Origin of the sequence: Bacillus sp. (in: firmicutes), assembly GCF_031983925.1 — a bacterium.
GTDB lineage: Bacteria > Bacillota > Bacilli > Bacillales > Bacillaceae_G > Bacillus_A > Bacillus_A pacificus.
Genome location: NZ_DALYZR010000005.1, coordinates 68,184 through 90,966, shown reverse-complemented (window position 1 = coordinate 90,966; position 22,783 = coordinate 68,184). Strand labels below are relative to the sequence as shown.

The 22,783-nt window shown below is 35.4% G+C and carries 20 protein-coding genes and 1 pseudogene; 14 read left to right on the top strand and 7 right to left on the bottom strand.

Annotated features, from left to right (window positions below):
* Positions 1 to 49: 49 nt before the first annotated feature.
* Positions 50 to 463 carry a YjdF family protein gene (locus RTP99_RS17190; RefSeq protein WP_000778908.1) on the top strand — a complete coding sequence of 138 codons (414 nt, stop codon included), beginning with the start codon at positions 50 to 52 and terminating at the stop codon, positions 461 to 463.
* A 1,180-nt stretch (positions 464 to 1,643) separates the two neighbouring features.
* Here RTP99_RS17190 and RTP99_RS17185 read toward each other — a convergent pair.
* Complete coding sequence (locus tag RTP99_RS17185; protein ID WP_000383890.1) at positions 1,644 to 2,489, bottom strand: AraC family transcriptional regulator; 846 nt, start codon at positions 2,487 to 2,489, stop codon at positions 1,644 to 1,646.
* A gap of 447 nt (positions 2,490 to 2,936) precedes the next feature.
* Here RTP99_RS17185 and RTP99_RS17180 point away from each other — a divergent pair, with 447 nt between their 5' ends.
* Positions 2,937 to 3,704, top strand: coding sequence for a polysaccharide deacetylase family protein (locus RTP99_RS17180; protein ID WP_000742568.1), 768 nt, complete (start codon positions 2,937 to 2,939; stop codon positions 3,702 to 3,704).
* 694 nt (positions 3,705 to 4,398) lie between these two features.
* Here the strand turns inward: RTP99_RS17180 and RTP99_RS17175 are convergent.
* Positions 4,399 to 4,640 (bottom strand): annotated as a pseudogene (locus tag RTP99_RS17175) (YflJ family protein).
* A gap of 242 nt (positions 4,641 to 4,882) precedes the next feature.
* On the opposite strand from RTP99_RS17175, the gene RTP99_RS17170 reads away from it, so the two are divergent.
* From RTP99_RS17170 to RTP99_RS17155, 4 genes are all read left to right on the top strand, one after another.
* Positions 4,883 to 5,935 carry a proline racemase family protein gene (locus RTP99_RS17170; protein ID WP_116733406.1) on the top strand — a complete coding sequence of 351 codons (1,053 nt, stop codon included), beginning with the start codon at positions 4,883 to 4,885 and terminating at the stop codon, positions 5,933 to 5,935.
* A gap of 19 nt (positions 5,936 to 5,954) precedes the next feature.
* Positions 5,955 to 6,932: an ornithine cyclodeaminase family protein gene (locus RTP99_RS17165; protein ID WP_000960303.1), complete on the top strand. Its 978-nt coding sequence runs from the start codon at positions 5,955 to 5,957 to the stop codon at positions 6,930 to 6,932.
* Positions 6,933 to 7,227: 295 nt separating this feature from the next.
* Positions 7,228 to 8,253 carry a hypothetical protein gene (locus RTP99_RS17160; RefSeq protein ID WP_001030813.1) on the top strand — a complete coding sequence of 342 codons (1,026 nt, stop codon included), beginning with the start codon at positions 7,228 to 7,230 and terminating at the stop codon, positions 8,251 to 8,253.
* A 16-nt stretch (positions 8,254 to 8,269) separates the two neighbouring features.
* Positions 8,270 to 9,571, top strand: coding sequence for a hypothetical protein (locus tag RTP99_RS17155; protein WP_000038219.1), 1,302 nt, complete (start codon positions 8,270 to 8,272; stop codon positions 9,569 to 9,571).
* Positions 9,572 to 9,825: 254 nt separating this feature from the next.
* On the opposite strand, the gene RTP99_RS17150 is transcribed toward RTP99_RS17155, so the two are convergent.
* On the bottom strand, positions 9,826 to 10,164 hold the full coding sequence (locus RTP99_RS17150; RefSeq protein ID WP_000141793.1) for a hypothetical protein: 339 nt from the start codon (positions 10,162 to 10,164) through the stop codon (positions 9,826 to 9,828).
* A 286-nt stretch (positions 10,165 to 10,450) separates the two neighbouring features.
* Between RTP99_RS17150 and RTP99_RS17145 the strand changes: the two genes are divergently transcribed.
* The 5 genes from RTP99_RS17145 to RTP99_RS17125 are packed head-to-tail and all read left to right on the top strand — an operon-like array spanning position 10,451 to position 15,891.
* Entirely contained in the window at positions 10,451 to 12,040 is a 1,590-nt protein-coding gene (locus tag RTP99_RS17145; protein WP_000823589.1) for an ABC transporter substrate-binding protein, read from the top strand.
* Positions 12,041 to 12,099: 59 nt separating this feature from the next.
* Positions 12,100 to 13,050 carry an ABC transporter permease gene (locus tag RTP99_RS17140; protein ID WP_000278794.1) on the top strand — a complete coding sequence of 317 codons (951 nt, stop codon included), beginning with the start codon at positions 12,100 to 12,102 and terminating at the stop codon, positions 13,048 to 13,050.
* A gap of 6 nt (positions 13,051 to 13,056) precedes the next feature.
* A complete protein-coding gene (locus tag RTP99_RS17135) occupies positions 13,057 to 13,908 on the top strand; it encodes an ABC transporter permease (protein WP_001065304.1) in 852 nt (283 codons plus the stop codon).
* A 26-nt stretch (positions 13,909 to 13,934) separates the two neighbouring features.
* Complete coding sequence (locus RTP99_RS17130) at positions 13,935 to 14,927, top strand: ABC transporter ATP-binding protein (protein ID WP_001291153.1); 993 nt, start codon at positions 13,935 to 13,937, stop codon at positions 14,925 to 14,927.
* Complete coding sequence (locus RTP99_RS17125) at positions 14,920 to 15,891, top strand: ABC transporter ATP-binding protein (protein ID WP_001206445.1); 972 nt, start codon at positions 14,920 to 14,922, stop codon at positions 15,889 to 15,891. Before RTP99_RS17130 ends, RTP99_RS17125 begins: the two co-directional genes overlap by 8 nt.
* A 71-nt stretch (positions 15,892 to 15,962) precedes the next feature.
* On the opposite strand, the gene RTP99_RS17120 is transcribed toward RTP99_RS17125, so the two are convergent.
* The 4 genes from RTP99_RS17120 to RTP99_RS17105 form a co-directional block, all read right to left on the bottom strand.
* A complete protein-coding gene (locus tag RTP99_RS17120; protein WP_000792410.1) occupies positions 15,963 to 16,505 on the bottom strand; it encodes a hypothetical protein in 543 nt (180 codons plus the stop codon).
* A gap of 47 nt (positions 16,506 to 16,552) precedes the next feature.
* A complete protein-coding gene (locus RTP99_RS17115) occupies positions 16,553 to 16,795 on the bottom strand; it encodes a hypothetical protein (RefSeq protein WP_001045661.1) in 243 nt (80 codons plus the stop codon).
* A gap of 90 nt (positions 16,796 to 16,885) precedes the next feature.
* On the bottom strand, positions 16,886 to 17,341 hold the full coding sequence (locus tag RTP99_RS17110) for a hypothetical protein (protein ID WP_000084805.1): 456 nt from the start codon (positions 17,339 to 17,341) through the stop codon (positions 16,886 to 16,888).
* Positions 17,342 to 17,912: 571 nt separating this feature from the next.
* Entirely contained in the window at positions 17,913 to 19,235 is a 1,323-nt protein-coding gene (locus RTP99_RS17105) for an MFS transporter (protein ID WP_000079848.1), read from the bottom strand.
* Positions 19,236 to 19,460: 225 nt separating this feature from the next.
* Here RTP99_RS17105 and RTP99_RS17100 point away from each other — a divergent pair, with 225 nt between their 5' ends.
* From RTP99_RS17100 to RTP99_RS17090, 3 genes are read left to right on the top strand one after another with little or no spacing between them, the layout of a single operon-like run.
* Positions 19,461 to 21,050 carry an ATP-binding protein gene (locus tag RTP99_RS17100; protein WP_000749701.1) on the top strand — a complete coding sequence of 530 codons (1,590 nt, stop codon included), beginning with the start codon at positions 19,461 to 19,463 and terminating at the stop codon, positions 21,048 to 21,050.
* 19 nt (positions 21,051 to 21,069) lie between these two features.
* Positions 21,070 to 21,747 carry a response regulator gene (locus RTP99_RS17095; RefSeq protein WP_000921497.1) on the top strand — a complete coding sequence of 226 codons (678 nt, stop codon included), beginning with the start codon at positions 21,070 to 21,072 and terminating at the stop codon, positions 21,745 to 21,747.
* Positions 21,744 to 22,718, top strand: a complete 975-nt coding sequence (locus RTP99_RS17090; RefSeq protein ID WP_046646435.1) for a tripartite tricarboxylate transporter substrate binding protein — start codon at positions 21,744 to 21,746, stop codon at positions 22,716 to 22,718. Before RTP99_RS17095 ends, RTP99_RS17090 begins: the two co-directional genes overlap by 4 nt.
* Positions 22,719 to 22,783 lie beyond the last annotated feature (65 nt).

Here is a 22,783-nt window from a genome sequence, read left to right as displayed (position 1 = left end):
TCCCCCCTGGGATGTCCATCACTCATGTAATAAACAAGGGGGATTCTCAATGAAACTTACAATTTATTTTGATGGACAATTTTGGATTGGAATTGTAGAAATGTTTGAAAATAATAAATTGAAAGTATGTAAACATACTTTTGGTTCAGAGCCAAAAGATAGTGAAATACTAGATTTTATTTTTCATGATATGGTTCCGCTATTAAAAAGTACATCAGGCGTTAAAAACTCTATTGATAAAAGGAAAAGTAAAATTATTAATCCCAAAAGATTAATAAGGTTAGCCGCCAAAGAAATGAAAAATCAAGGAGTTTCTAACAAATCTTATGAAGTATTGAGAATAGAACTAGAACAAAAAAAGAAAATGAAACAATGTATTACGCGTCAAAAGAAAGAAGAATTACTAGAAAAAAAGCGACAAATGAAAATTCAAAAACGAAAAGCAAAACATCGAGGAAGATAAAAGGTCATCTTCAAATGAAAAAGAAATTATATTCATAAAGCGAAAAAAAACGCTATATTTTTGTAGGGAAATATAGCGTTTTTTATGAATTTATTTGATTCAAGATATGTTTAAGTTACTTACTGAGCTTCATATCATTTTATATATTCAATATTTATCCCCTTTTGAATAAAGATCTAAATTTCGTTAATACTATACTTGCATCTAGATTGCCATCTTTGAGCCGAGCAGTTAGCTTTTGCTAGCTGCTCTTTTTTGTAAAAATATACGCAATGGACTGGATGCATATATAATATTTTGTGTTTCTTTCTATATAAAATGAGGTAGTCTTTACAAAAGAATGATCTCGTTAAAAGAGTATTTTATTAAGTGCTCTTTTTATGTTTTAAACTCATACAAAATGATTTTTTTATTAATTTCTTTGTCTTTCCTGCATAATGTTTTCGATTCAGTTTATACTATCACTGTAACTTATAGTTACAAAAACCAGTGCTTGATAAGCGCAGTTTTCTTTTTTTACAGAGCAGTTAGCTAATCACGCTAATTGCTTTGTTTTTTAGTTCAATTTTATTTGTATATTTATAATTCCTATAAATGAAAAAGCATGATACAATCAAGTAAAGATAAAATTCCATTCCATACGAGCCCTTATTATTATGTAAGGGCTACACCCTTATTAAAATTACGATTTCTTTCTAAAACTGGACATACCTTTTAAATATACATATAATATCACGTGGTATTCTTTTTCAATGTTAGTTTTTAAATAAAGGTTTCAATTGAATTTTTAACCTTATACAGTTCTTTTTCAAAGAGTACTATTCGAGGTGCTCTTTTTTATTACTAAATAGAGGTAGAAGGACACTCCCATCAATTTAAGAATATTAACTTCCTCAATTATAAAGAAACAGTATTCTCTTTAAACAAAATAAATTAGAAGACGTTTTTATGGATCTTTCGATTCGAAGTGAACTCTAATTATTTGCTGAAGAATTAGAGCGATATCTTACCCCTTTATTTTTAAAAGAATTTGCTAGAAAGTTAGCTTTTGTATAACGGAAACGTAAGTTTTCAGGTCATTATGTGACTACTCACAATATAAAAAGCTCAAATTCTAAAGCGTTTAAGTTAAGTTTTTTTGATTACAACTTAAACAGCTCTTTTTTATTGAATGCGTGTCTTATTTTGGGATGACAGGGACCCAAAGTTCATGTCTCGGCTTATGTTTCGGACCGTAATAACATTCAATGCACGGTAAATTGGCAAGTTCATACTCAGAAGTTGGGACCCACTCGGAATATAATCGTTTCCATGCGTCTACTATATTCGGGAAAACTACCCATGTACTTGCGGGAATAATTAGTGTTTCCATATTAGCTGATACCTCCCCATCATATCTTACACCCATAAAATAAGAAAATTCTTCATCTTTTATGGCAGCTTCCTTCCCACAAACCCCTAAAAGACTTTCAAGCGTGCACTTTGGATTTTCCCATGACATATCTATTAATTCTTGCATAAATCCGTCTTTTTTCGCAGTGTTCCAAAGTGTAGGGATTTTTTTAAAGGCGCTGCTTGTTTTTACTGGTTTACTCTTTCCTACAATTCTTAACTCAAAATCGAGGTTTTCAATTCTGTACTCCATCTCGGTATCTCCTTTAATAGAAATTTGGAAGGAAATCTTCGGAAAGGCTTTTAACTGTACTCCTTTATTACGAGCATTAGAAGGGGTTATTCCATGCATTTTTTTAAAAGCACGTGAGAAAGCATCAGAAGAAATATAACCATATTTAATTGCCACATCAATGATCTGAATGTCACTTTTTTGAATTTCAAATGCTGCAAGTGTTAAACGTCTTCGTCTAATATATTCTGAAAGCGACACACCTGAGATTGAAGAAAACATTCTTGAAAAATGAAACTCAGAGCAATTAGCTGCCTTTGCAATCTCCTTATAATCTATCTCTTCATCCAAACTATTCTCAATATAGTCCAATGCGTTATTCATTCTTTTTAGCCAATCCATAATTTTACTCCCTTTCAAATATTTAATTTAATACATAATAGATAATAATAACCGACATTTCATGCCTAAAAATGTCGGTACAAAAAATATATCCTTAAATTGAATGTAACATAAGGGTTACCTATTTGTTCTCTGATATTTATATAGTCTTTTTAATTCTAGGGATCACTAACATTTTAGAAAAAAACAGGCTTAGCATATTAGAATAAGAAAAGAGTCCTATTCCCTTCGTTAAGAATAACTGTTTACAGTTAGAGGTATTATACAGCATGGTTTATTAAGACGAAATCAGTACGCTGAATATTACCAATAAAAATTGAAGTTTCAACTAATGAAAAAATAATAGTCCTTCTTTCCAATCTCTTTCATTTTTTAGTTTCTTTTTAAATAATTTGAAAATATCTTCATAAACTAAACTTACTTGTATTTCATAGGAGTGTATTAGTTGTGAAAAAAAATTGGATATTCCTCATTTTCTTTATGGTTTCTTTTTGTTTCAAACCAATATCCATATATGCTTTTACAGATAGTCGTAAAGCATATGAAAGAACAGGGAAAGTAATTTGGGAAGTAAATACAAAGGAAAAAATAGTTGCACTAACATTTGATGACGGTCCTCATCCTGTTTTTACCCCTCAAATACTTGATATATTAGCTAAATACAATGCGAAAGCAATTTTTTTCGTAGCGGGTAATAAAGTTAACAGGTTCCCAGCTATTTTAAAGAGACAAATAAAAGAAGGACACGAAATTGCGAATCATACATATACTCACATTTATGATAAAAACATTACTGCAGCTAAATTAACATCAGAATTAAATCAAACGGATGAAATTATCAAGCGGATCACTGGTTATAAACCAACTCTGTATCGTCCAGTTGGAGGGCTTCATAACAATTTAATTATTAATACAGCTATACAAAATCGCAAGCTTGTGATCTTGTGGTCATGGCATCAGGATCCACAAGATTGGAGGAGTCCAGCAGCTAGCAAAATCTCGAGGTATATAACGAAAGGTGTTAAACCTGGTAATATCATTCTACTTCATGATTGGAATGGTAGTGAATTTTCTAAGATATCTCAGACAGTTGAAGCATTAGAAAGTATCATGAAGTATTTAAACAACAATGGATATAAATGTGTCACAGTATCTGAATTGCTCTATCGTTCCATAAAAAGTATGCCTCCTTTTTTTGATCCTTTATATCAGTGAATTTGGGGTTATTTATTACCTATTTTAAAAATTTATTGTACTGGGGTAGAAAGAGTAACCATGCCGTGAAGCGCAAAGTAGTTCCTATAGAATATATAAAAAAGAAACACAAAGTTTTTTACTTCTGTGTTTCTTCTATAATTTCTTTAATAGTCATACATGCGTAATGCAATCGAGAGCTTTTTTCTAATTTTGGCCTACCTATAACTTTTGCCACGCTTCTTACTTGCTTCTAATCCTTCTACTTGTTCTTAATGAATTTTGAAACAACGGTTTCTTTTGTGATTTATAGTATGTATAAACACTACATTGAATAAATCTTTTTAAGAGAAGAGAGGTGTATTATGTAAACAGATGCTTTACTTCTACCCCACCACAATTAAGCTTAGAAAAGCAAATACCCCAAAATGAGAAAATGTACATTTTTTGTTTTATGAGTGTAAAAAAATCTTAAGTTGATAGGTGTGGAGTCCCGCCGCATAATAAAAAGGCAGAAACATTTTGTATATATCAAATATGTTCCTACCTTTGATTTTATTGTGTTTAAGTTCTATGACCTAAATATAATATATAGGTGACCTTTTTTATGGTGGTTTGATGTGTGATTGGTTGGTGGAATGGAGGAGGGATTTGGCGAAATTTGTCGGTAAGTCGATATTCCATGTCGAATCGTCGATATCGTTACATTAGTATATTACTGTTCTTTTAATTTCTCTTGCTGTGCAAGTAGTAAATTGCGCAAGATGTGTCCGCGGTAACTTTCTAGTTTGCGCCCTTCATGATAGCGCACGCCTAATTTCTTTAGTTCGGCTACGTACCAGCCTTTTGTTCCGTAATACATGAGATCACTTCCTTTTGCTTTTGAACAGTATATGTTGGGGATGGAAGTAACTTTCCATTGAAAATAATAAGCCTGGCTGTATCAAGTGGTTCCATAAAATGGATTCCGGATTGTGTATAAAAAAATAGACAGTACTGTATGCTTTTTCAAACAATGTATACAAATTTATCCCGCATTAACGGGCAGTAAGACCCCCCACCTCAAAAGTCAGCGGAAGCAAAGAAGTTAGGTGGGGGATCAACTGCCCGTAAAAGCCCGATTGGTTCAACTAATAATCAGTGGGAGATGAACAAAACCCCCAATGATTAACGTTTCACTTTATACCCTATGCGTTGGCATGATATTTGCTATGAAAAGAGTATTAACATATAGGGGAGAGATAGAAATGAAGGTTAGTAAAGTGTATACAACAATTGATGCACACGTAGCTGGAGAGCCACTTCGAATTATTACAGGCGGCGTGCCGGAAATAAAGGGAGAAACGCAGCTAGAAAGACGCGCATACTGTATGGAGCATTTGGATCATCTTCGCGAAATTCTTATGTATGAACCGAGAGGACATCACGGTATGTACGGTTGTATCATTACTCCGCCTGCCAGTGCTCACGCTGATTTTGGTGTGTTATTTATGCACAATGAAGGATGGAGTACGATGTGTGGACACGGCATTATCGCTGTTATTACAGTTGGAATTGAGACAGGTATGTTTGAAGTGACAGGTGAGAAACAAAAGTTCATTATTGATAGCCCTGCTGGGGAAGTCATTGCGTACGCAACATATAGGGGGAGTGAAGTAGAGTCCGTATCATTTGAAAATGTTCCTTCATTTGTATACAAAAAAGACGTTCCTATTAAAATAGATGACTATGAATTTCAAGTAGATATCGCATTTGGCGGAGCATTCTACGCTGTTGTGGATAGTAAAGAATTTGGTTTGAAAGTTGATTTCAACGATTTACCTGCTATTCAAACGTGGGGCGGTAAAATTAAGCACTACATCGAGAGTAAAATGGAAGTAAAGCATCCACTTGAAGAAGGGTTAAAAGGAATATATGGCGTTATTTTCTCAGATGAACCGAAAGGGAAAGACGCAACGTTACGAAATGTAACAATCTTCGCTGATGGGCAAGTAGACCGTTCTCCTTGCGGCACAGGAACTTCCGCAAGAATCGCAACTCTTTTTGAAAAAGGTATTTTACAAAAGGGAGAAATATTCATCCACGAATGCATTACTGAAGGGAAATTCGAGGGAGAAGTACTGTCGGTAACAGCGGTACATACATATGAAGCTGTCGTTCCGAAAATAACGGGGAATGCATTTATTACAGGATTTCATCAGTTCGTTGTAGACCCGAGAGATGATTTGAATCGGGGATTTTTGTTAGGATAGAAGGAGGAGGTGGAAATATATGCTAGTCATAAGCGCGAACGAACAACGAAACTTAGTAAATATGAATGAAGTCATTGAATATGCGGCGCTTGCCTTAAAAGAGTTTTCCGCAGAAAGAACAATCACGCCAATTCGCGATTCATTACCATTTGCGAACGAGCAAAATACGGCATTAATTATGCCTTCAGTCGCAGAAGGACTTGAGGCACTTGGCTTAAAAGTAGTAACAGTAGTCCCCGAGAACAAAAAGATAGGAAAGAAAACGATAAACGGGATTGTGATGCTATCAGACTTTCAAACGGGAGAACCGCTCGCACTGTTAGAAGGATCCTACTTAACGATGATTCGAACAGGCGCCCTATCAGGAGTAGCGACAAAACATTTAGCTCGTCATAACGCAAAAACTTTGTGCATCATCGGGACAGGCGAACAGGCAAAAGGAATTGCCGAAGCTGTATTTGCGGTAAGAGATATTGAAAAAGTCATTTTATACAATCGAACAGAAGAAAAGGCGTATGCATTCTCGCAATATATACAAGAGAAATTCAATAAACCTGCGTACGTTTACACAAGTGCAAATGAAGCAATAAGCGAAGCAGACATCATCGCCACAACTACGAACGCATCCACACCAGTCTTCTCAAAAAAACTACAAAAAGGCGTCCACGTAAACGCCGTCGGCTCATTCAGGCCAAGCATGCAAGAACTACCATCTCACGCCATCGCTAACGCAACGAAAGTAGTAGTTGAATCAAAAGAGGCAGCATTAGAAGAAACAGGAGACCTTCAAGTTCCGATACAGGAAGGTTTATTCAAATCTAGCGACATCCATGCCGAACTTGGTCAAATCATAAGCGGAGAAAAAGCAGGTCGCGAAAGTGATGAAGAGGTTACTGTTTTCAAATCGGTTGGTTTGGCGGTAGTGGATATTATTGTTGCGAAGTATTTGTATGAGAGGGCGGTGGAGCGCGGAGTTGGGGAGAGGATTGAGTTTTGAGAGGGGCTGCCTTTTGGTGGTCTTTTTAATTTTGGGTTGGTTCTCCATATATTTTGGTACATGAAAGTGTATTGGAGTTGTGATGTCCTTTTGGTTTATAATGCGTGAACACATCTCAAATAGAATGCAAAAGCTAGGGGAATTATGATGTTCATTTGCAATTCAACTAAGAAATCTAGCAAATCGCCGTAGAAGTAGTTATGAAGAATTTGCAAACAATCCACGTGTCTGTTTATGAAAAGATTTCCTGTTATAATTAAAGTGGAGCACCAGTTTTGAAAGGGAGAGATTTTTTATGAATAAGGATGTATTAGAACAATTTGGTTTAGATATTCAACAAACTAGACTTTTATTTAGCATGCAACGTTACATTGTAGAACAAGATATCGGCATTGAAAAAAATGAAAAATATAAAGAAAAGAAAGTTCAATGGTTACATATTTGGGAGAAAGGAATTCTTCAGGTTTTAAACAACGCAGATAATAAAATAAATCTAGATTTTATTAAAGGAGAAGAAGAGCTTAGAAAAACATCTAATCATATTATTAATATGAATGAGAATTTTAATATATCTCAGTATTTGATTCTATTGGAGTTGTCTTTGTTTGTTCCTTATTTTCCAATTGGAGAATTTCAAACAAAGTTTTATGAAAGAGTAAATTTAGACACCAAGTATGCAGATTTTTTATTAGAGAAATTTGCTGATATGTTAGAAGTCGATAAAGAATTCATTGAACGTTATAGAAAGACATTTAAAAATTCAATTCGCTCTATATCTGGATTCTATACAAGAATGTTAATTGGTGCAGGAGTAGGCGCTGTATTATTAGCAATTACGGCAGGATTTGCAGCACCTTTTATTGGAGGATTAGCAGCTCCTCTTGGACTTTATGGTGCAGCTGCGGTAAATGCAGGATTAGCAGCTTTAGGAGGAGGAGCTGTTGCTGCAGGTGGGTTTGGAATAGCAGGTGGATTATGCGTGATTGTTGGAGGTGGTACGATTTTTGGAGTGCTAAGCGGAGGGGTCATGGGTGCGGCTTTAAGTAGTTCATCTGAGTTTGCTTTGCGTGAGGGTGCGAAATTGGAAGTAGTGATGAAGGAGATTATACTTCTTGCTCAAAAAGATGTTCGACTTGCTCAAGAGATGATTAAAAGTCAACAAGATGTTATTAGAGAATTAGAGAAACAACTATGTGATTTGAAGTTCAATGAAAAGGAGAATAAAGAGAAAATTAAAACGTTAGCTAAGTCCATTGATTATTTACGTACTTCTCTTAATAGCTCTTATAAAGTGTTAAATGATATTGAAACTACTGTATAAATAAAGGACGGTAAAAATGTCAAAAAAGAAAATCATTGATTTTAATGAAGAATTTTCTTCCATACAGGATAGTATAAGCTCTATCACTTCTGATTCATTCTATGTTAACAGAATGAATCAGGAGAACTTAGAAGAAATAGAGAGACTTGAAAAAGAAATTTCAAATTTGTTTTCTAAATCGAATCTACAGCAAGATGTGATTATTAATGAAAAAACAAATCATATAGATAATAATTTAAAAATCTATTCTAAAGAATATTTTAAAAATATATCTGATGAATTAGAAAAACAACTGTTAAATGATGTGAACAATCGTGCAGACCTAATCCCATCTTTAACAAAAGTAGATATAACTATTTCTGTTGTAATTGGTCTTGTTGGAGCAATAGTCGATTTGTTTTTAGTAAAGGTACCGAAAAATACCAATTATTTAAAAAAGTACCAACAAGGTGGAAGTCCATTTACTGAATGGCTTCGTACTTTAGGTATAGACGAGAATGGTAAATTAAATGATTTCTTTCAGCTATTAGAAGAAAAATGTAAGGTGAATTTTGATGCGAGTACAACAAAAGCCTTTCCTGATTATACAAATCAAGTAAATGGCTTTTATCCTAAGACGCACAGAATGATGAATTTAGGTCACGATCCATTGTTTGGTTTGATATTCGGACTAATTGACATGTTTAATGGTAGGACAACCTTAATTGATTCGAAAGGGATCATACATTGTATTCCAATTGAAAAATATCAAGATTTCCCTATGGATAATAAAATATTCGCACCGTTAATTTGGCTGGGACACATTTTATCAGATGTATGTACTAAAATGGGAATACCAATTCCAGGATGGGGGTTTACTCAGTTATTACAGTTTGGAAATTTAGGTGAGAATAGCAAAACAATTGCAGACATAACAAGGTGGATGTATGTAGAAGGATATGATATAAGGCAATTTTTAACAATGGGTACGGTACCAGCGATTATAGAAATGTGTACTAAAATGTATTTTAAATTTACTTTATCAAAAGATGAATTTTTATACCCAATCTATATAAAAGAATTAAAATCGATACAAAATAATATTAGGCTAGAAAAAATGATTTTCATTGCTCATTCTGTGGCGGTCAGTGGAAACATAGGTAAAATTATGATGTATCATGGAAATCCATTAGCATTCAACTTTTCTGAGTGGTTAGTATTTGCTAAACAAAGTGTACAGAGGTTACTTATTCAGTCAAGAGATGCTACTGGTGAAAAAATAGTGAGAAATAGAAATAGGATTGATGAAGAATGGAAAAACATTATGGATATGGAATGAATAAAGCCTTTGTTAATTTAAATTAATGACGTAAATATATCTAAATTTAAGGTTCTCTCTATGTGCCAGTTAAAAGAAAGGGCTAGTTTTTATTTGCTTAAAGCAAGTGCCAATATTTATTTATCATTAAATCCTCGTGGTAAAAATCAAATTGATATTATGTTGGAACATGTGAATCCTATGCGGATATCAAATCATGAATTCAATTAGCGTATGAAAAAAGTTGCACCTCTAACAAGTAGAAGTGCAACTTTTTACCATTCCCGCCATTCTTCTGTTATGTCTTCTTCCGATTCTAAGCCAGCTATTCGTGCTGCTGCATCGATAAATTCATAGAGATCTTCTCTTTCCATTGTTTCGATAAAATGGTTATGTTCGATATTTAGTTCATTTAATTTAATAACGACCTCTTTAACAACTTGCATGACTTCGGCTTCGGTTGGATTCTCACCTAATTGCTGTAAATTGTTAATGTAAGTGTCAAGAACCTTATTTGTTGCACTTATATTTTCTTCAGTGAAAAATTCCCCGTCTTCATCATACTCAACCCATGATGTTGTTGGTTTGGTTTTTTTCAATTCATCAAATGTCATGATAACCTCCTAAAAAGTGTTTTTTTATCTTTAATCGCATTCTACATTTTCAATCATATATAACAATCATTTAAGAGGAATTTTTTAGGATACTAGTTTTTTAACTTATTTTGCTCTTCGCATTAATATAGTTTATCGCAAGAATGCATAAATAGATTTCAAGCCTTCTAGTTTTACAAAAAAGTTTGACTTTATATAGAGGTAGTGGTAATTTAAAACTTATAAGAAAACTCGGGATTAATTCCGAGTTTTCTTATGGGTATAACTAGTTTGAGGGGGCCGAAAGATGAAACGGAAATTATTTGCATTACCATTTGTCCTAATACTACTTATTGCATTAGCGGCTTGTTCTGGAGGAAAAGATTCTTCGAAGCAAGCGGGCACTAGTAAATCAGGGACTCCGAAAGATGGAGGAACGTTAACGATTGGTGTTAGCGATAACCCAGAGACGATGAATCCGCTTTATGCGAATGATCGTGTGTCGTTAACTGTGCAGCAAGCTTTATATGCACCGCTGTATCATATGGAAGACGGTAAGAAAAAGTTTGTTCTTGCTGAAAGCTTTACGCCTTCAGAAGATCAATTAACATGGACATTGAAGTTAAAAGATAATTTGAAATGGCATGATGGTAAGAAAATTACATCAGACGACATAGCATTTACATTCCAATCTATTTTAGATGAGAAGCAAAATAGCTCAAGTCGTGAAAACTTTGTTTTTAAAGGAAAACCGCTTGAGGTGAAAAAAGTAGACGAGTTAACAGTTCAATTCGTTTTACCACAAGTAAGCGCATCTTTTGAAGGTGTGATGAATGATTTTTTCCCAATTCCGAAACATGTATTTGAAGGGGAAGCAGATTTAGCGAAGAGTAAGAAAAACTTACAACCTGTAGGATCAGGTCCATTTAAGTTTAAAGAGTATAAATCAGATGAGTACGTTGCATTAGATCGATTCGATGATTATGTAGGTGGTAAAGCGAAATTAGACTCTATCGTCTATCGCGTTGTAAAAGACCGTAATACAGCAAATGTTTCACTACAAAATGGTCAAATCAATATGAAGATGATTGAGCCGCAAGACTTTAAGAAATTAGATAGCACTGGGAACTTCTCAATGGTGACATTCCCTGAAGGTAGATTATTCTACTTATCGTATAACCAAAATACAGATCTAATGAAGAAAAAAGAAGTGCGCCAAGCAATTGCGCATGCGTTAGATAAGAAAGAAATGATTAACTCTGCATTCGTTTCTAGTCAATTTGCAGAACCAGCAAATTCAATTTTAACGCCGGATGCTATGTATTATGCAAAAGACATTAAAGATTATAAGTATGATAAGAAAGAAGCGAAAGATTTATTAGCGAAAGCTGGCGTGAAAGATAAAGAAAAAGTACGCGTTATGTATGTAACGAATAATAAAATTATGGAAAGCTTAGCGCTTTATACACAACAAAAATTACAAGAAGTTGGCTTAGAAGTTGAACTGAATGCATTAGATGCTAGTGCAGCAAGTGAAAAAGGCTTAGATAAAGAGAATAAAGAATATGACATTACATTTGGTGGTTACATAATGGGACCTGAGCCAGATTCATATAAGAGCTTATTCTTAAGTAATGCTGAATACAACTATGCACGTTATAAAAACGCTGATTTTGATAAGTTATGGGAAGAAGCTGCAGTTGAAACAGATAAAACAAAACGAGCAGAACTATACCATAAAATTCAAGAGACAGCTAGAGAAGATTTACCTTATCTACCAATTGCGTATCCGAAAGCGGTTATTGCAGTAGATAAAAAGTTTGATGGATTAAAAGAAGCAAAAGCAATTCCTGTCACAATGTTTGAAGATTTATCTAAGATTTATGAAGTGAAATAAGAAACAAACAGTAAAGAAGCTGGTGGAAATCAGCTTCTTTAGCTTGAGGGGGGAAGTTTGTGTATAAAGTAATTGCGAAGAGGCTTTTAAATGCAATTCCGCTTTTATTTGTTATTTCTATTATCTCTTTTTTATTAATAAAACTAGCACCGGGTGATCCTGTTCGAAACTTTGTCACACCGAATATGAGTCCAATTGATGTTGAGCGTATTCGTACAAGTTTAGGGCTCGATCAACCAATTTATATGCAGTATATTTTATGGTTAAAAAATATTTTAACAGGGAACTTTGGTTATTCACTTCAAAACCATCGTCCAGTTTTAGATCTTATTGTAGAAAGGTTACCTGCGACAATTGGCTTAATGGGATCGTCTTTACTCGTCTCATTTGTAATCGCAATCCCGCTTGGACTACTTACAGGTGTGAAAAAGAATTCTATCTTTGATCGCATTGTAAACTTTATCTCTTATGTGGGAATCTCAATGCCAGTCTTTTGGTTCGCTTTACTATTAATCTATTTATTCTCTTTAAAGTTGAACCTTCTTCCAAGTATGGGTATGCGTACAGTCGGTCAAGATTCCTTCTTGGATATTGTGCAGCACGGTATTTTACCTTGTATGGTGCTTGCGTTCCAAAACGTTTCTGTTTATATGAGATATATTCGTTCCAGTACAATTCAACAATTAGAAGAAGACTATGTACAAATTCAATATGCGTACGGTGCTTCGAAGAAAACCGTTTTATTTAATCACGTACTTCGAAATGTATTAATACCAATCATTACAATTTTCGGATTATCTATTCCAAGTTTAGTAGGCGGAGCGTTCATTACGGAAACAGTATTCTCATGGCCGGGTCTTGGTTCACTTGGGGTAAATGCTATTTTTAGATTTGATTATCCAATTATTATGGCAATTACATTACTATCATCCTTCATGTTAATTCTCGGTAACTTAATTGCTGATATTTTATATGGCGTAGTAGATCCGCGCATTCGAATGAGGGGGTGATTTGGAATGAATAATAGGAGATTTCAAACGATAAAAAGTAGTTTTACGAAAAATAAGTTTGTACTAATGGGAGTTATTATACTGGCGGTTTTAACGATTGCATCGATATTTGCATTTGTATCACCGTATGATCCTAGCAAAATGTCGATTCCAGATCGCTTACAAGAACCGAGTATGAGTCATCCTTTCGGAACGGATGATTACGGAAGGGATTATTTAACGAGGGCGTTATATGGTGGAAGAGTTTCACTTGCGGTCGGTTTTCTAGCGATGGTTGTTTCTATTACAATCGGTACCGCAGTTGGAACAATTAGCGGATATTTTGGCGGAAAGTTAGACAACTTTTTAATGCGAATTGTTGAAGTACTTATGTCAATTCCATCATTTTTCTTAATGCTGTTATTAAATGCTTATTTAAAACCAGGGATTACGACGTTAGTTCTTATTATTGGATTACTAACATGGATGGACACTGCTCGTATTGTAAGGGCAGAAACGCTATCCGTAAAAGAGCGGGAGTATGTTTTATATGCAAAAGTATCAGGACAAAAATCACTTGCAATTATTGTAAGACATATCATTCCCAACATTTTATCCACCATTATTATCGCTGCGACATTAACAATTGCGACATCGATTTTAATGGAATCATCACTCAGCTTCTTAGGTTTAGGTATTAGAGAACCAGATTCTTCTTGGGGCAGCATGCTAAACAATGCGCAAGGATATATCGGTGAAGCTTGGTATTTAACACTCTTCCCAGGATTCCTTATTCTTTTAACGGTACTTAGTTTTAACGTAATTGGTGAAGCATTGAAGAAAGCTTTCGCGCCAAAAGGAGCTGGAAATGAAAACTAAAGTGTTACGTGAAAGGAGTGAGAAGCGTGTCTGAAAAACTATTAGAAGTGAAAAATTTAAAGACTTCTTTTTTCATAGAAAGCGGCGAAGTAGAAGCGGTTCGAGGTGTTACATTCCGTTTAAATAAAGGTGAAGTAGTCGGTATCGTTGGGGAATCTGGAAGCGGAAAGAGTGTGATGGCGAAGTCTGTTATGTCTCTCGTTACATCACCAGGAAAAGTGAAAGAAGGGGAAATTCTTTTTCATAATGAAAACATACTTTCTAAATCTGAAAAAGAATTGCGTTCTATTAGAGGAAATCAAATTTCACTTATATCCCAAGATCCAATGTCGGCGCTAAATCCAGTCGTGAAAATTGGGAAGCAAATGACGGAAGTAATTATACGTCATCAAAAAGTGAAAAAGAAAGAAGCAGAGCACATCGCGGTCAACTTGTTAAAACAAGTCGGCCTTTCGTCACCAGAAGAAAGGGTAAAACAATATCCGCATGAACTAAGCGGTGGAATGAAGCAACGAGTTATGATCGCAATGGCGATGTCTTGTAATCCAGACCTTCTCATTGCGGACGAACCGACAACAGCGCTTGATGTAACGATACAAGCACAAATACTAGATTTAATGAAAAACTTAAAAAACGAAACGAACATGGCGTTACTTCTTATTACGCATGACTTAGGAATAGTCGCACAAAACTGTACACGCGTTATCGTTATGTATGGCGGGCTTATTATGGAAGAAGGACCTGTACTTGATATTTTCCAATCGCCGAACCATCCATATACGAAGGGGCTATTAAATTCTTTGCCAAAAATATCGAACGGCGTAAAAGAAAGACTCGCACCCATTCAAGGTGTAACGCCAAACTTATTACATCCGCCGAAAGGTTGCCCATTCGCAGAGCGTTGCCCGCATGCGATGGACATTTGTGAAAAAGAACGTCCGCCATATTTTGAAATTGGAAACGAAAGACGTTCTATGTGCTGGTTAAACGATAAGACAGTAGGTGATTCCCATGCGTGAAGAAAACTTAATTGAAGTTCGGAACTTAAAAAAGTATTTTCCTATTAAAAAAGGACTATTCGGCAGAAAAACAGAGCAATTAAAAGCAGTCGATGACTTAAGCTTCACAATTAAAAAGGGTGAAACATTCGGATTAGTAGGAGAATCGGGCTGCGGAAAATCAACGACAGGAAGAAGTATCATTCGTTTACACGACGTTACTTCAGGTAACGTTTTATTCGACGGAAAAGACATTGCAAGTTTAAAAGAAAGTGAACTAAAAGAATATCGAAAACGAATGCAAATCATTTTCCAAGATCCATACGCATCATTAAACCCGTCGATGAATGTATTCCAAATTATTAGTGAGCCAATGAACATTCACGGATCTTATGAAAAAGAAGAACAAAAAGAAATCATATTAGACCTGCTCAAAAAGGTAGGCTTAAAAGAAGAACATTTATATCGCTACCCGCACGAATTTAGCGGGGGTCAGCGCCAGCGCATCAGCATCGCGCGCGCACTATCTGTAAAACCAGATTTCATCTTATGCGACGAACCGATCTCAGCACTAGATGTCTCAGTTCAAGCGCAAGTCGTAAACATGCTGCAAGACATTCAAGAAGAAACAGGCGTCACATACTTATTTATCGCACATGACTTATCTATGGTAAGACACATATCAGACCGAATCGGAGTCATGTACTTAGGAAACATAGTAGAAATTGCCGACAGCGAAGACCTATACACAAAACCGGCACATCCATACACACAAGCACTACTCTCATCCATGCCAGAACCAGATCCAACAAACATAGGCAAAGAACGGATCATCCTAGAGGGAGAAGTACCAAGCCCATTAAACTCACCATCCGGCTGCAAATTCAGAACACGCTGCAAATTCGCGACTGAAAAATGCGCACAGGAAGTACCGAAGATGGTCGAGATTGCGAAGGGGCATGAGGTGGCTTGTCATTTGTTTTAGGGTGGGGGAAAGCACTGGGGGACCTGGTGCTTTTTTGTTTATATAGATAATATTAAGGATAGTTTTACAATTTACTTGAAAAATAACTTCCCCTTATAAGTTTCTATATAGATGCGCCCGTCGTCTTCTTCTTCTTTTATTTCGCTATCAAAATGTTTTATCCAATCAACAATGCCTCGATCACTTTTTGTGACATTTTCTCTTACATATAGATATGAATGAATTGATTTATAAAATGTATAGTTAGTTAAAAGCCTTTGACCAAGAGAAATAGGAGTATTTGAATTTGGAGTCTCCTGAATTATATATGGAGATGGGAGAATGTTATTACTGTTAACATATACATAATATTTGGACTGATTAATGGCCCATTTTAGCCATATGATTTGAACTATTATTATAACTATGGTTACAATTTTTTGTGTTTTTTTTAAACTTCGTCCTGGAAAAGAGTAGTAGATGAAAATCGGAATAGCAAATAAACCAACCCAAGCTACCCATTTGTCAATTGGTGCACCATTTATCCAGAGGATAAATCCTAAAGCTTTTGTAAATAAAAATAAACAAACAAGACTGGTGAAAATTATTGACAAATAGTATGTTTTATTTTTCATGATTTTCTCTCCAAAATATATGTTCATAAAACGAGTATAAGAGTATTTTAAAAAGTGTATATCATATAGATGTAGAGTACAAAATAGTAACTTAAATTAAATAGGGCAAGCATAACGCGTTGGTAAGTTTTACTGGCTCCAGCTGAAAATAAAACGCCTATAAGTGGTGCAAATAATCCAATCTTCCAAAATATATTTGCTGAGCCACCTATTTCTAATGTATCTTCATTTACTATAGTTAAAAGAGCGTAAGGTACACAAGCTAAAGATAATATAGCCCACTTGTTCAAAGTGTCACCCCCCTTTCGTTGTTTTAATATAAATAGTAGGAAAAAGTTTTTATGATTTGGAAGTGTATCCTATATATTTGGAATATTAGGCTATAATAAGTTATTATTTGTGCTGTTCATATATCCACCCATTTTTTCCGTTTCGAAATCATATTCCAATGTTTTAGTTTCATATTCAAATTTCATTACTATTGAAACTTTAGTATTATCTTTCCATGAAATTTCATAAAGGTCTGAACTATTAACAATATTAAAATTAGCCACCCTTATTTTTGTTTTCTCTACAAGTTTGTTTTTTTCTTTAAAGTAAATTTTTATGTATTTATCATCGAAGAGATGTCCATATGAAATCCCTGTAATTTCTATGTGATTTGCTTGGTTAGTTGACGTATTTTTTACAAGAGGTTTTTCGATTTCTTGAAAAAACAGCCAATAAATAGGATATAGAATAAGTATAAAAATGATACTCATACCTAATAAAAATTTTAATATGCAACCGCCAAAATCGTGGTCTGCTATTTTATCATTACTTAGCCATTGGCTCATATTAGTTTCACCACTCAACTTTAGTATAATTAGATAGAAAACTTCTAAATGATTTAAAGTATCACCTTGTTTAACCACTTACTAAGAATAGAATGTTAACTATATTTATAAATTATTATCTTCATTTTGGAAATAATTTTTATACTTCAATTGGTTTAATTTACCACAAAGTGAAACGAACCGCCAGTGTTTTCGAATGATATCTATATGTATAAATATATGTAAATGGTAGACAGGCTTCAAGTTTTAGTGCAAAACAATAGCTCAAGTATTCTACGGCATTTCAAGACTTTAAATGAGAGAATACTTGAGCTTGGTGAATCTTATAAAGTAGGTATTTATTTTTCTTAAGTTGATACACATGAGATGTTACCTCTATAATCTTCTTTTTTTCGTTTCATAATGATGTATTATAAATAATACATGTCATAATCAAAAAAGAAGAAAAGTAAATTTGAATATGTTTTCTGTTATAAAGTTTAAAAACCTCTACATATAAGTAGAAGTTTTTAAGTTGCACATTAATGAATTATACTTTTTCAGATAAACGAAGATCATAGAATACATAATTTTAACTAGATTTATTATTAGCTAGTTTATCCCCACCACCAAGCTCCGCCTCAATCTGCGAAGTCTTCGATGACTCATCCATACGCCAATACGTAATAAAGCTGATCGCGATACATCCGGCTACGTAGAAGTAGAATAGTGACTCCATTCCAATACTCTTTAGCCATAAAGCGATGAATTCTGCTGTTCCGCCGAATATCGCAACGGTTAGTGCATATGGTAAACCTACGCCAAGTGCGCGAATTTCAGTTGGGAAGAGTTCTGCTTTTACAATTGCGTTAATCGATGTGTAACCAGTAACGATAATAAGGCCGACCATCATGAGTAAAAATGCTACGATTGGTTCTGTCGTTTTTTCCATAAAGAAGAAAATTGGTGCTGTTAGTAACGTTCCGAGAATACCGAATGTCATTAATAGTGGGCGGCGTCCAATTTTATCGGATAGTAACCCCGCAATTGGTTGAAGTACGACGAAAATAAGTAGTGCGACAAAGTTAATCCAGCTTACAACTTCTTTCGGAAGGCCGACTGTGTTTACCATGAATTTTTGTAAATATGTTGTGTACGTATAGAATGCAACAGTGCCCCCAAGTGTTAGGCCGACTACTGTTAATACTGCTTTCGGGTGTTTCATAAGAGCGCTAATGGTTCCTGCGCTTTCGCGTTTTTGTGATTTTATGTTTGCGAATTGCTCCGATTCATCCATCGTACGGCGAAGCCATAATACAGCTACTGCACCCATCGCTCCAATAATGAATGGAATGCGCCAGCCCCAAGCTTTCATATCTGGTTCGCTTAGTAATTGCTGAAGAACAATTTGAACGCCTAACGCAACCATCTGTCCAGCAACGAGCGTTACATATTGGAAGCTTGAATAAAAACCACGGCGACCACTACTAGCCATTTCAGATAAATATGTTGCGGAAGTTCCGTATTCTCCGCCAAGTGATAATCCTTGAAGTAAACGAGCAAGAACTAAAATAATAGGCGCCATAATACCGATGCTTTCGTAACTAGGTGTACAGGCGATAATGAAAGAACCACCGGCCATAACTGTAATGGAAAGCGTTAATGCTGCCCGGCGTCCGTGCCGATCCGCATAGCGTCCCATTAATAAACTTCCGATAGGACGCATTAAAAATCCAACTGCGAAAATAGCCGCTGTGTTCAGTAACTGACTCGTTGGATCTCCTTTAGGAAAGAACTCTGCTGAAAAATAAACAGCAAAAGCAGAGTAAACGTACCAGTCGTACCATTCAATTAAATTGCCGACAGAACCTTTGAAAATATTGCCGGCGACTCGGTTAGATTTTACTTGAGCCATAATCATTCCTCCTCTGGCTTATAAATAAAATAACAATTATGAAAGCGTGTTCATTGTAGTTGAATTGTACTGTCTTTGGTACGAAATCTCAATATTATGACAATTTTATTCTTTTTGTACTTTATGTACATGGAGAGTTTTAATAGTTGCTTCATTATTCGTTTTGTCATAATAATAGAAAAAGGAGATTGATAGTTTAGAATATTTTATCAAAGGATATGAAGTATGAAGAAATCACGCACAGTGTCATTACAAACGAAAATAGTAAGCTTAATTATCGCGTTAATTTTATTTGTCGTTCTCCTATTAGCGGGAATATTTGTTTACATTCAGTCCGTTGATACGAAGCGCCAAGTAGAACAGTTAGCACTGCAAACGGCTAAGTCGCTTTCTTTTATGCCTGCTATAAAAGATGCTTTTCAAAATAACGAGCATAAAAGTACGATCCAATCCATTGCGGAACAAGTTCGTGAGCAAGCTGGTGCAGATTATATCATTATAGAAGATCGTTATGGAGTTATGTATTCGCATTCTAATTCGGAGTTGATTGGTACAAAGAGTAACAATCCATATAACTATGAAGCACTCACTTTTGGCGGTTATTATACGCTCGAAGGAAATGGGGAAAGTGGTCCAGCTTTAATGGCGAAGGCACCCATTATTGTTCATAACGGAGACTATGATCAAGTAGTAGGCGTTGTGACAGTAGAGTTTTTAATAAAAGGCATTGAATCTAACATATTGAGTAGAACGAAAGAAATTATCCTCTTCTCCTTAGCGGTGTTATTAGCCGGCATTGTAGGTGGCATCCTTTTAGCGCGTAGCATTCGTAAAGACACACTCGGTTTAGAGCCAAATGAAATCGCAGCGCTATACCGGGAACGAAGTGCGATACTACTATCTATAAAAGAAGGAATTATTGCTATCGATCAAAACGGTTCTATTACGATGATGAATACGTCAGCAGAAGAAATGCTGCATGTAAATGGTGATTATATGCAGCAGCACATTTCAAAAGTTTTACCAGAATTTCATATGGAGAGAGTACTAGAAAACGATCAAGAAATCGCATTTCAAGATAAAGTGTTTATTTTAAACATGACGCCAATACTCGAAAATAACAGTACGGTAGGCGTTGTATGTAGTTTTAGAGATAAAACAGAACTGCAAAACTTAGTGAATACGATATCTGAGGTAAGAAAGTATTCCGAGGACTTACGCGCTCAAACACATGAATTTACAAATAAGCTTTTCGTCTTATCAGGATTACTTCAGTTAGGACATTATAAAGAAGCGATTGAATTTATCCAACAAGAATCTAATATTCATCAAAGCCAAAACCATATTTTATTTCATCAAATTCATGATGCGAAAGTACAAGCTATTTTATTAGGGAAAATCGCAACAGCCTCTGAGAAAAAAATTGATTTTCATATTGAAGGGGATAGTGCGCTTCATCCGTTACCAGACCATATAAAAGTGTCCCACCTCATTACGATTCTTGGAAACATAATCGATAATACGTTTGATGCGGTGAGTGAACGAGAGGAAAAGAGTGTTTCCTTCTTCGTTACGGATATTGGGCACGATATTGTGTTTGAAGTGATAGATAGCGGGATAGGAATACCGGAAGAAAAAATCACGACCATTTTTCAAAAAGGATTTTCAACGAAAGGAAATAATCGTGGTTACGGACTAGCAAACGTGAAAGAAATGGTAGATCTACTCGAGGGAACAATTGAGATTCAAAATGAGAAAAATGGGGGAGCTATTTTTACAATTTACCTTCCGAAAACATTGAGAGAAAGTATATGACAAACAGGGGGATGGGCATATGTTGAAGGTTGCAATTGCAGAAGATGATTTCCGCGTCGCGCAAATTCAGGAAGAGTTTTTATTAAAAATAAAGGATATAAAAGTGATTGGAAAAGCATTAAACGCAAAAGAAACGATGGAACTACTACAAAGGGAAGAAATCGATTTACTTCTATTAGATAATTACTTACCAGATGGAATCGGTACGGACTTATTGCCGAAAATCCATGCCGATTTTCCAAACGTTGACGTCATTATGGTAACAGCGGCAAATGAAAACCATATGCTAGAAAAAGCAATCCGAAACGGCGTAAGCAACTATCTTATAAAACCGGTTACGTTAGAAAAATTTGTTCGCACAATTGAAGACTATAAAAGAAAGAAACAACTATTACATAGTAACAATGAAGTAAATCAAGCACTCATCGATAACTTCTTCGGCATTTCACAAACACAAGACATAAAAAACTTACCTACAGGTGTCGATCCGTTAACACTGCAAAAGGTGAAAGGAATTATAAAAGGATTCGACGAGGGCATTACAATAGAAGAAATGGGAGAACAAATGGGGGCCTCCAGAACAACCGCAAGAAGGTATTTAGAATATTTAGTAGCGACAAACGAATGCACAGTAGAATACACATACGGCATTATTGGACGACCAGAACGAAAGTACCGAATAGGACGAGGACTATGAAAAAACGATTATTACTATGTATATGGATCATGACAGGAGTAATAGCTGGTTGTTCCTCGGAAAAATCTCAAACGAATACAGTAAACATAGAGGAAGTAGAAATCGTTGCACCGAACGTTCAAGGAGCCGGATGGGACTTAACGGCACGAGCGATGCAAAAAACACTAACAGAAGAAAAAATCTTCACAAAACCAATCACAGTTACAAACAAAGTAGGTGGCAGCGGTGATGTCGGATGGAAATATACGAAACAAAAAGGCGGTCACGTACTGGCGATTAACTCAAGCTTACTCATAACGAACAACCTACTAGGCCACAGTAAACTAACATATAAAGACTTCACACCGCTCGCAACACTTGCGTCAGACTGGGAAGTTGTTGTCGTATCAAAAGAATCAAACATCGAAAACGCAAACGAACTAATGGAACAACTAAAACAAGACAAGAAAAACTTCAAAATCGGCGTTGCTCCAGGCCTAGGAAACGACGATCACCTATCCTTCGTACAAGTAAGCAAAGCATTCGGCATAAACCCAGCCGAACTACAATTCTTCGTCTACGAAAACAAAGAAAAAATCATAAACGCCCTAACGAACAAACAAATAAACGCCGCAACCATGACCCTATCCGAAGCCGAAAAACAATACAAAGCCGGCAAAATAAAAATACTAGCCGTATCCGCACCAAAACGACTAGACCGACTACCAGAAATCCCAACATGGAAAGAACAAGGAATCAACGTCATATTCCAGCACTGGAAGGGAATTATGGGCCCGAAAGATATGACGGAAGAAGAGGTTGCTTATTGGGATGGTGTGATTAAGAGGATGGTGGAGAGTGATAGTTGGAAGGGGATTTTGAGGGAGCGGGGTTGGGAGAGTTTTTATAAGGGGAGTGGGGAGAGTAGGATGTTTCTTGAGCAGAGTAGTCAGGAGTATGGGGAGTTAGTGGGGGATAATAGGAATTATTAAATCATACGGTATGGCGTATGATTTTTCTTTTATACATATATGTAGTTTGATAAAATGGTAGTAAT

Coding starts and splice junctions, on each gene's coding strand:
- RTP99_RS17190 (WP_000778908.1), top strand. CDS start 50: ATGAAACTTACAATTTATTTTGATGGACAATTTTGGATTGGAATTGTA.
- RTP99_RS17185 (WP_000383890.1), bottom strand. CDS start 2,489: ATGGATTGGCTAAAAAGAATGAATAACGCATTGGACTATATTGAGAAT.
- RTP99_RS17170 (WP_116733406.1), top strand. CDS start 4,883: ATGATATTTGCTATGAAAAGAGTATTAACATATAGGGGAGAGATAGAA.
- RTP99_RS17165 (WP_000960303.1), top strand. CDS start 5,955: ATGCTAGTCATAAGCGCGAACGAACAACGAAACTTAGTAAATATGAAT.
- RTP99_RS17160 (WP_001030813.1), top strand. CDS start 7,228: ATGAATAAGGATGTATTAGAACAATTTGGTTTAGATATTCAACAAACT.
- RTP99_RS17155 (WP_000038219.1), top strand. CDS start 8,270: ATGTCAAAAAAGAAAATCATTGATTTTAATGAAGAATTTTCTTCCATA.
- RTP99_RS17150 (WP_000141793.1), bottom strand. CDS start 10,164: ATGACATTTGATGAATTGAAAAAAACCAAACCAACAACATCATGGGTT.
- RTP99_RS17145 (WP_000823589.1), top strand. CDS start 10,451: ATGAAACGGAAATTATTTGCATTACCATTTGTCCTAATACTACTTATT.
- RTP99_RS17135 (WP_001065304.1), top strand. CDS start 13,057: ATGAATAATAGGAGATTTCAAACGATAAAAAGTAGTTTTACGAAAAAT.
- RTP99_RS17125 (WP_001206445.1), top strand. CDS start 14,920: ATGCGTGAAGAAAACTTAATTGAAGTTCGGAACTTAAAAAAGTATTTT.
- RTP99_RS17120 (WP_000792410.1), bottom strand. CDS start 16,505: ATGAAAAATAAAACATACTATTTGTCAATAATTTTCACCAGTCTTGTT.
- RTP99_RS17110 (WP_000084805.1), bottom strand. CDS start 17,341: ATGAGCCAATGGCTAAGTAATGATAAAATAGCAGACCACGATTTTGGC.
- RTP99_RS17105 (WP_000079848.1), bottom strand. CDS start 19,235: ATGGCTCAAGTAAAATCTAACCGAGTCGCCGGCAATATTTTCAAAGGT.
- RTP99_RS17100 (WP_000749701.1), top strand. CDS start 19,461: ATGAAGAAATCACGCACAGTGTCATTACAAACGAAAATAGTAAGCTTA.
- RTP99_RS17095 (WP_000921497.1), top strand. CDS start 21,070: ATGTTGAAGGTTGCAATTGCAGAAGATGATTTCCGCGTCGCGCAAATT.
- RTP99_RS17090 (WP_046646435.1), top strand. CDS start 21,744: ATGAAAAAACGATTATTACTATGTATATGGATCATGACAGGAGTAATA.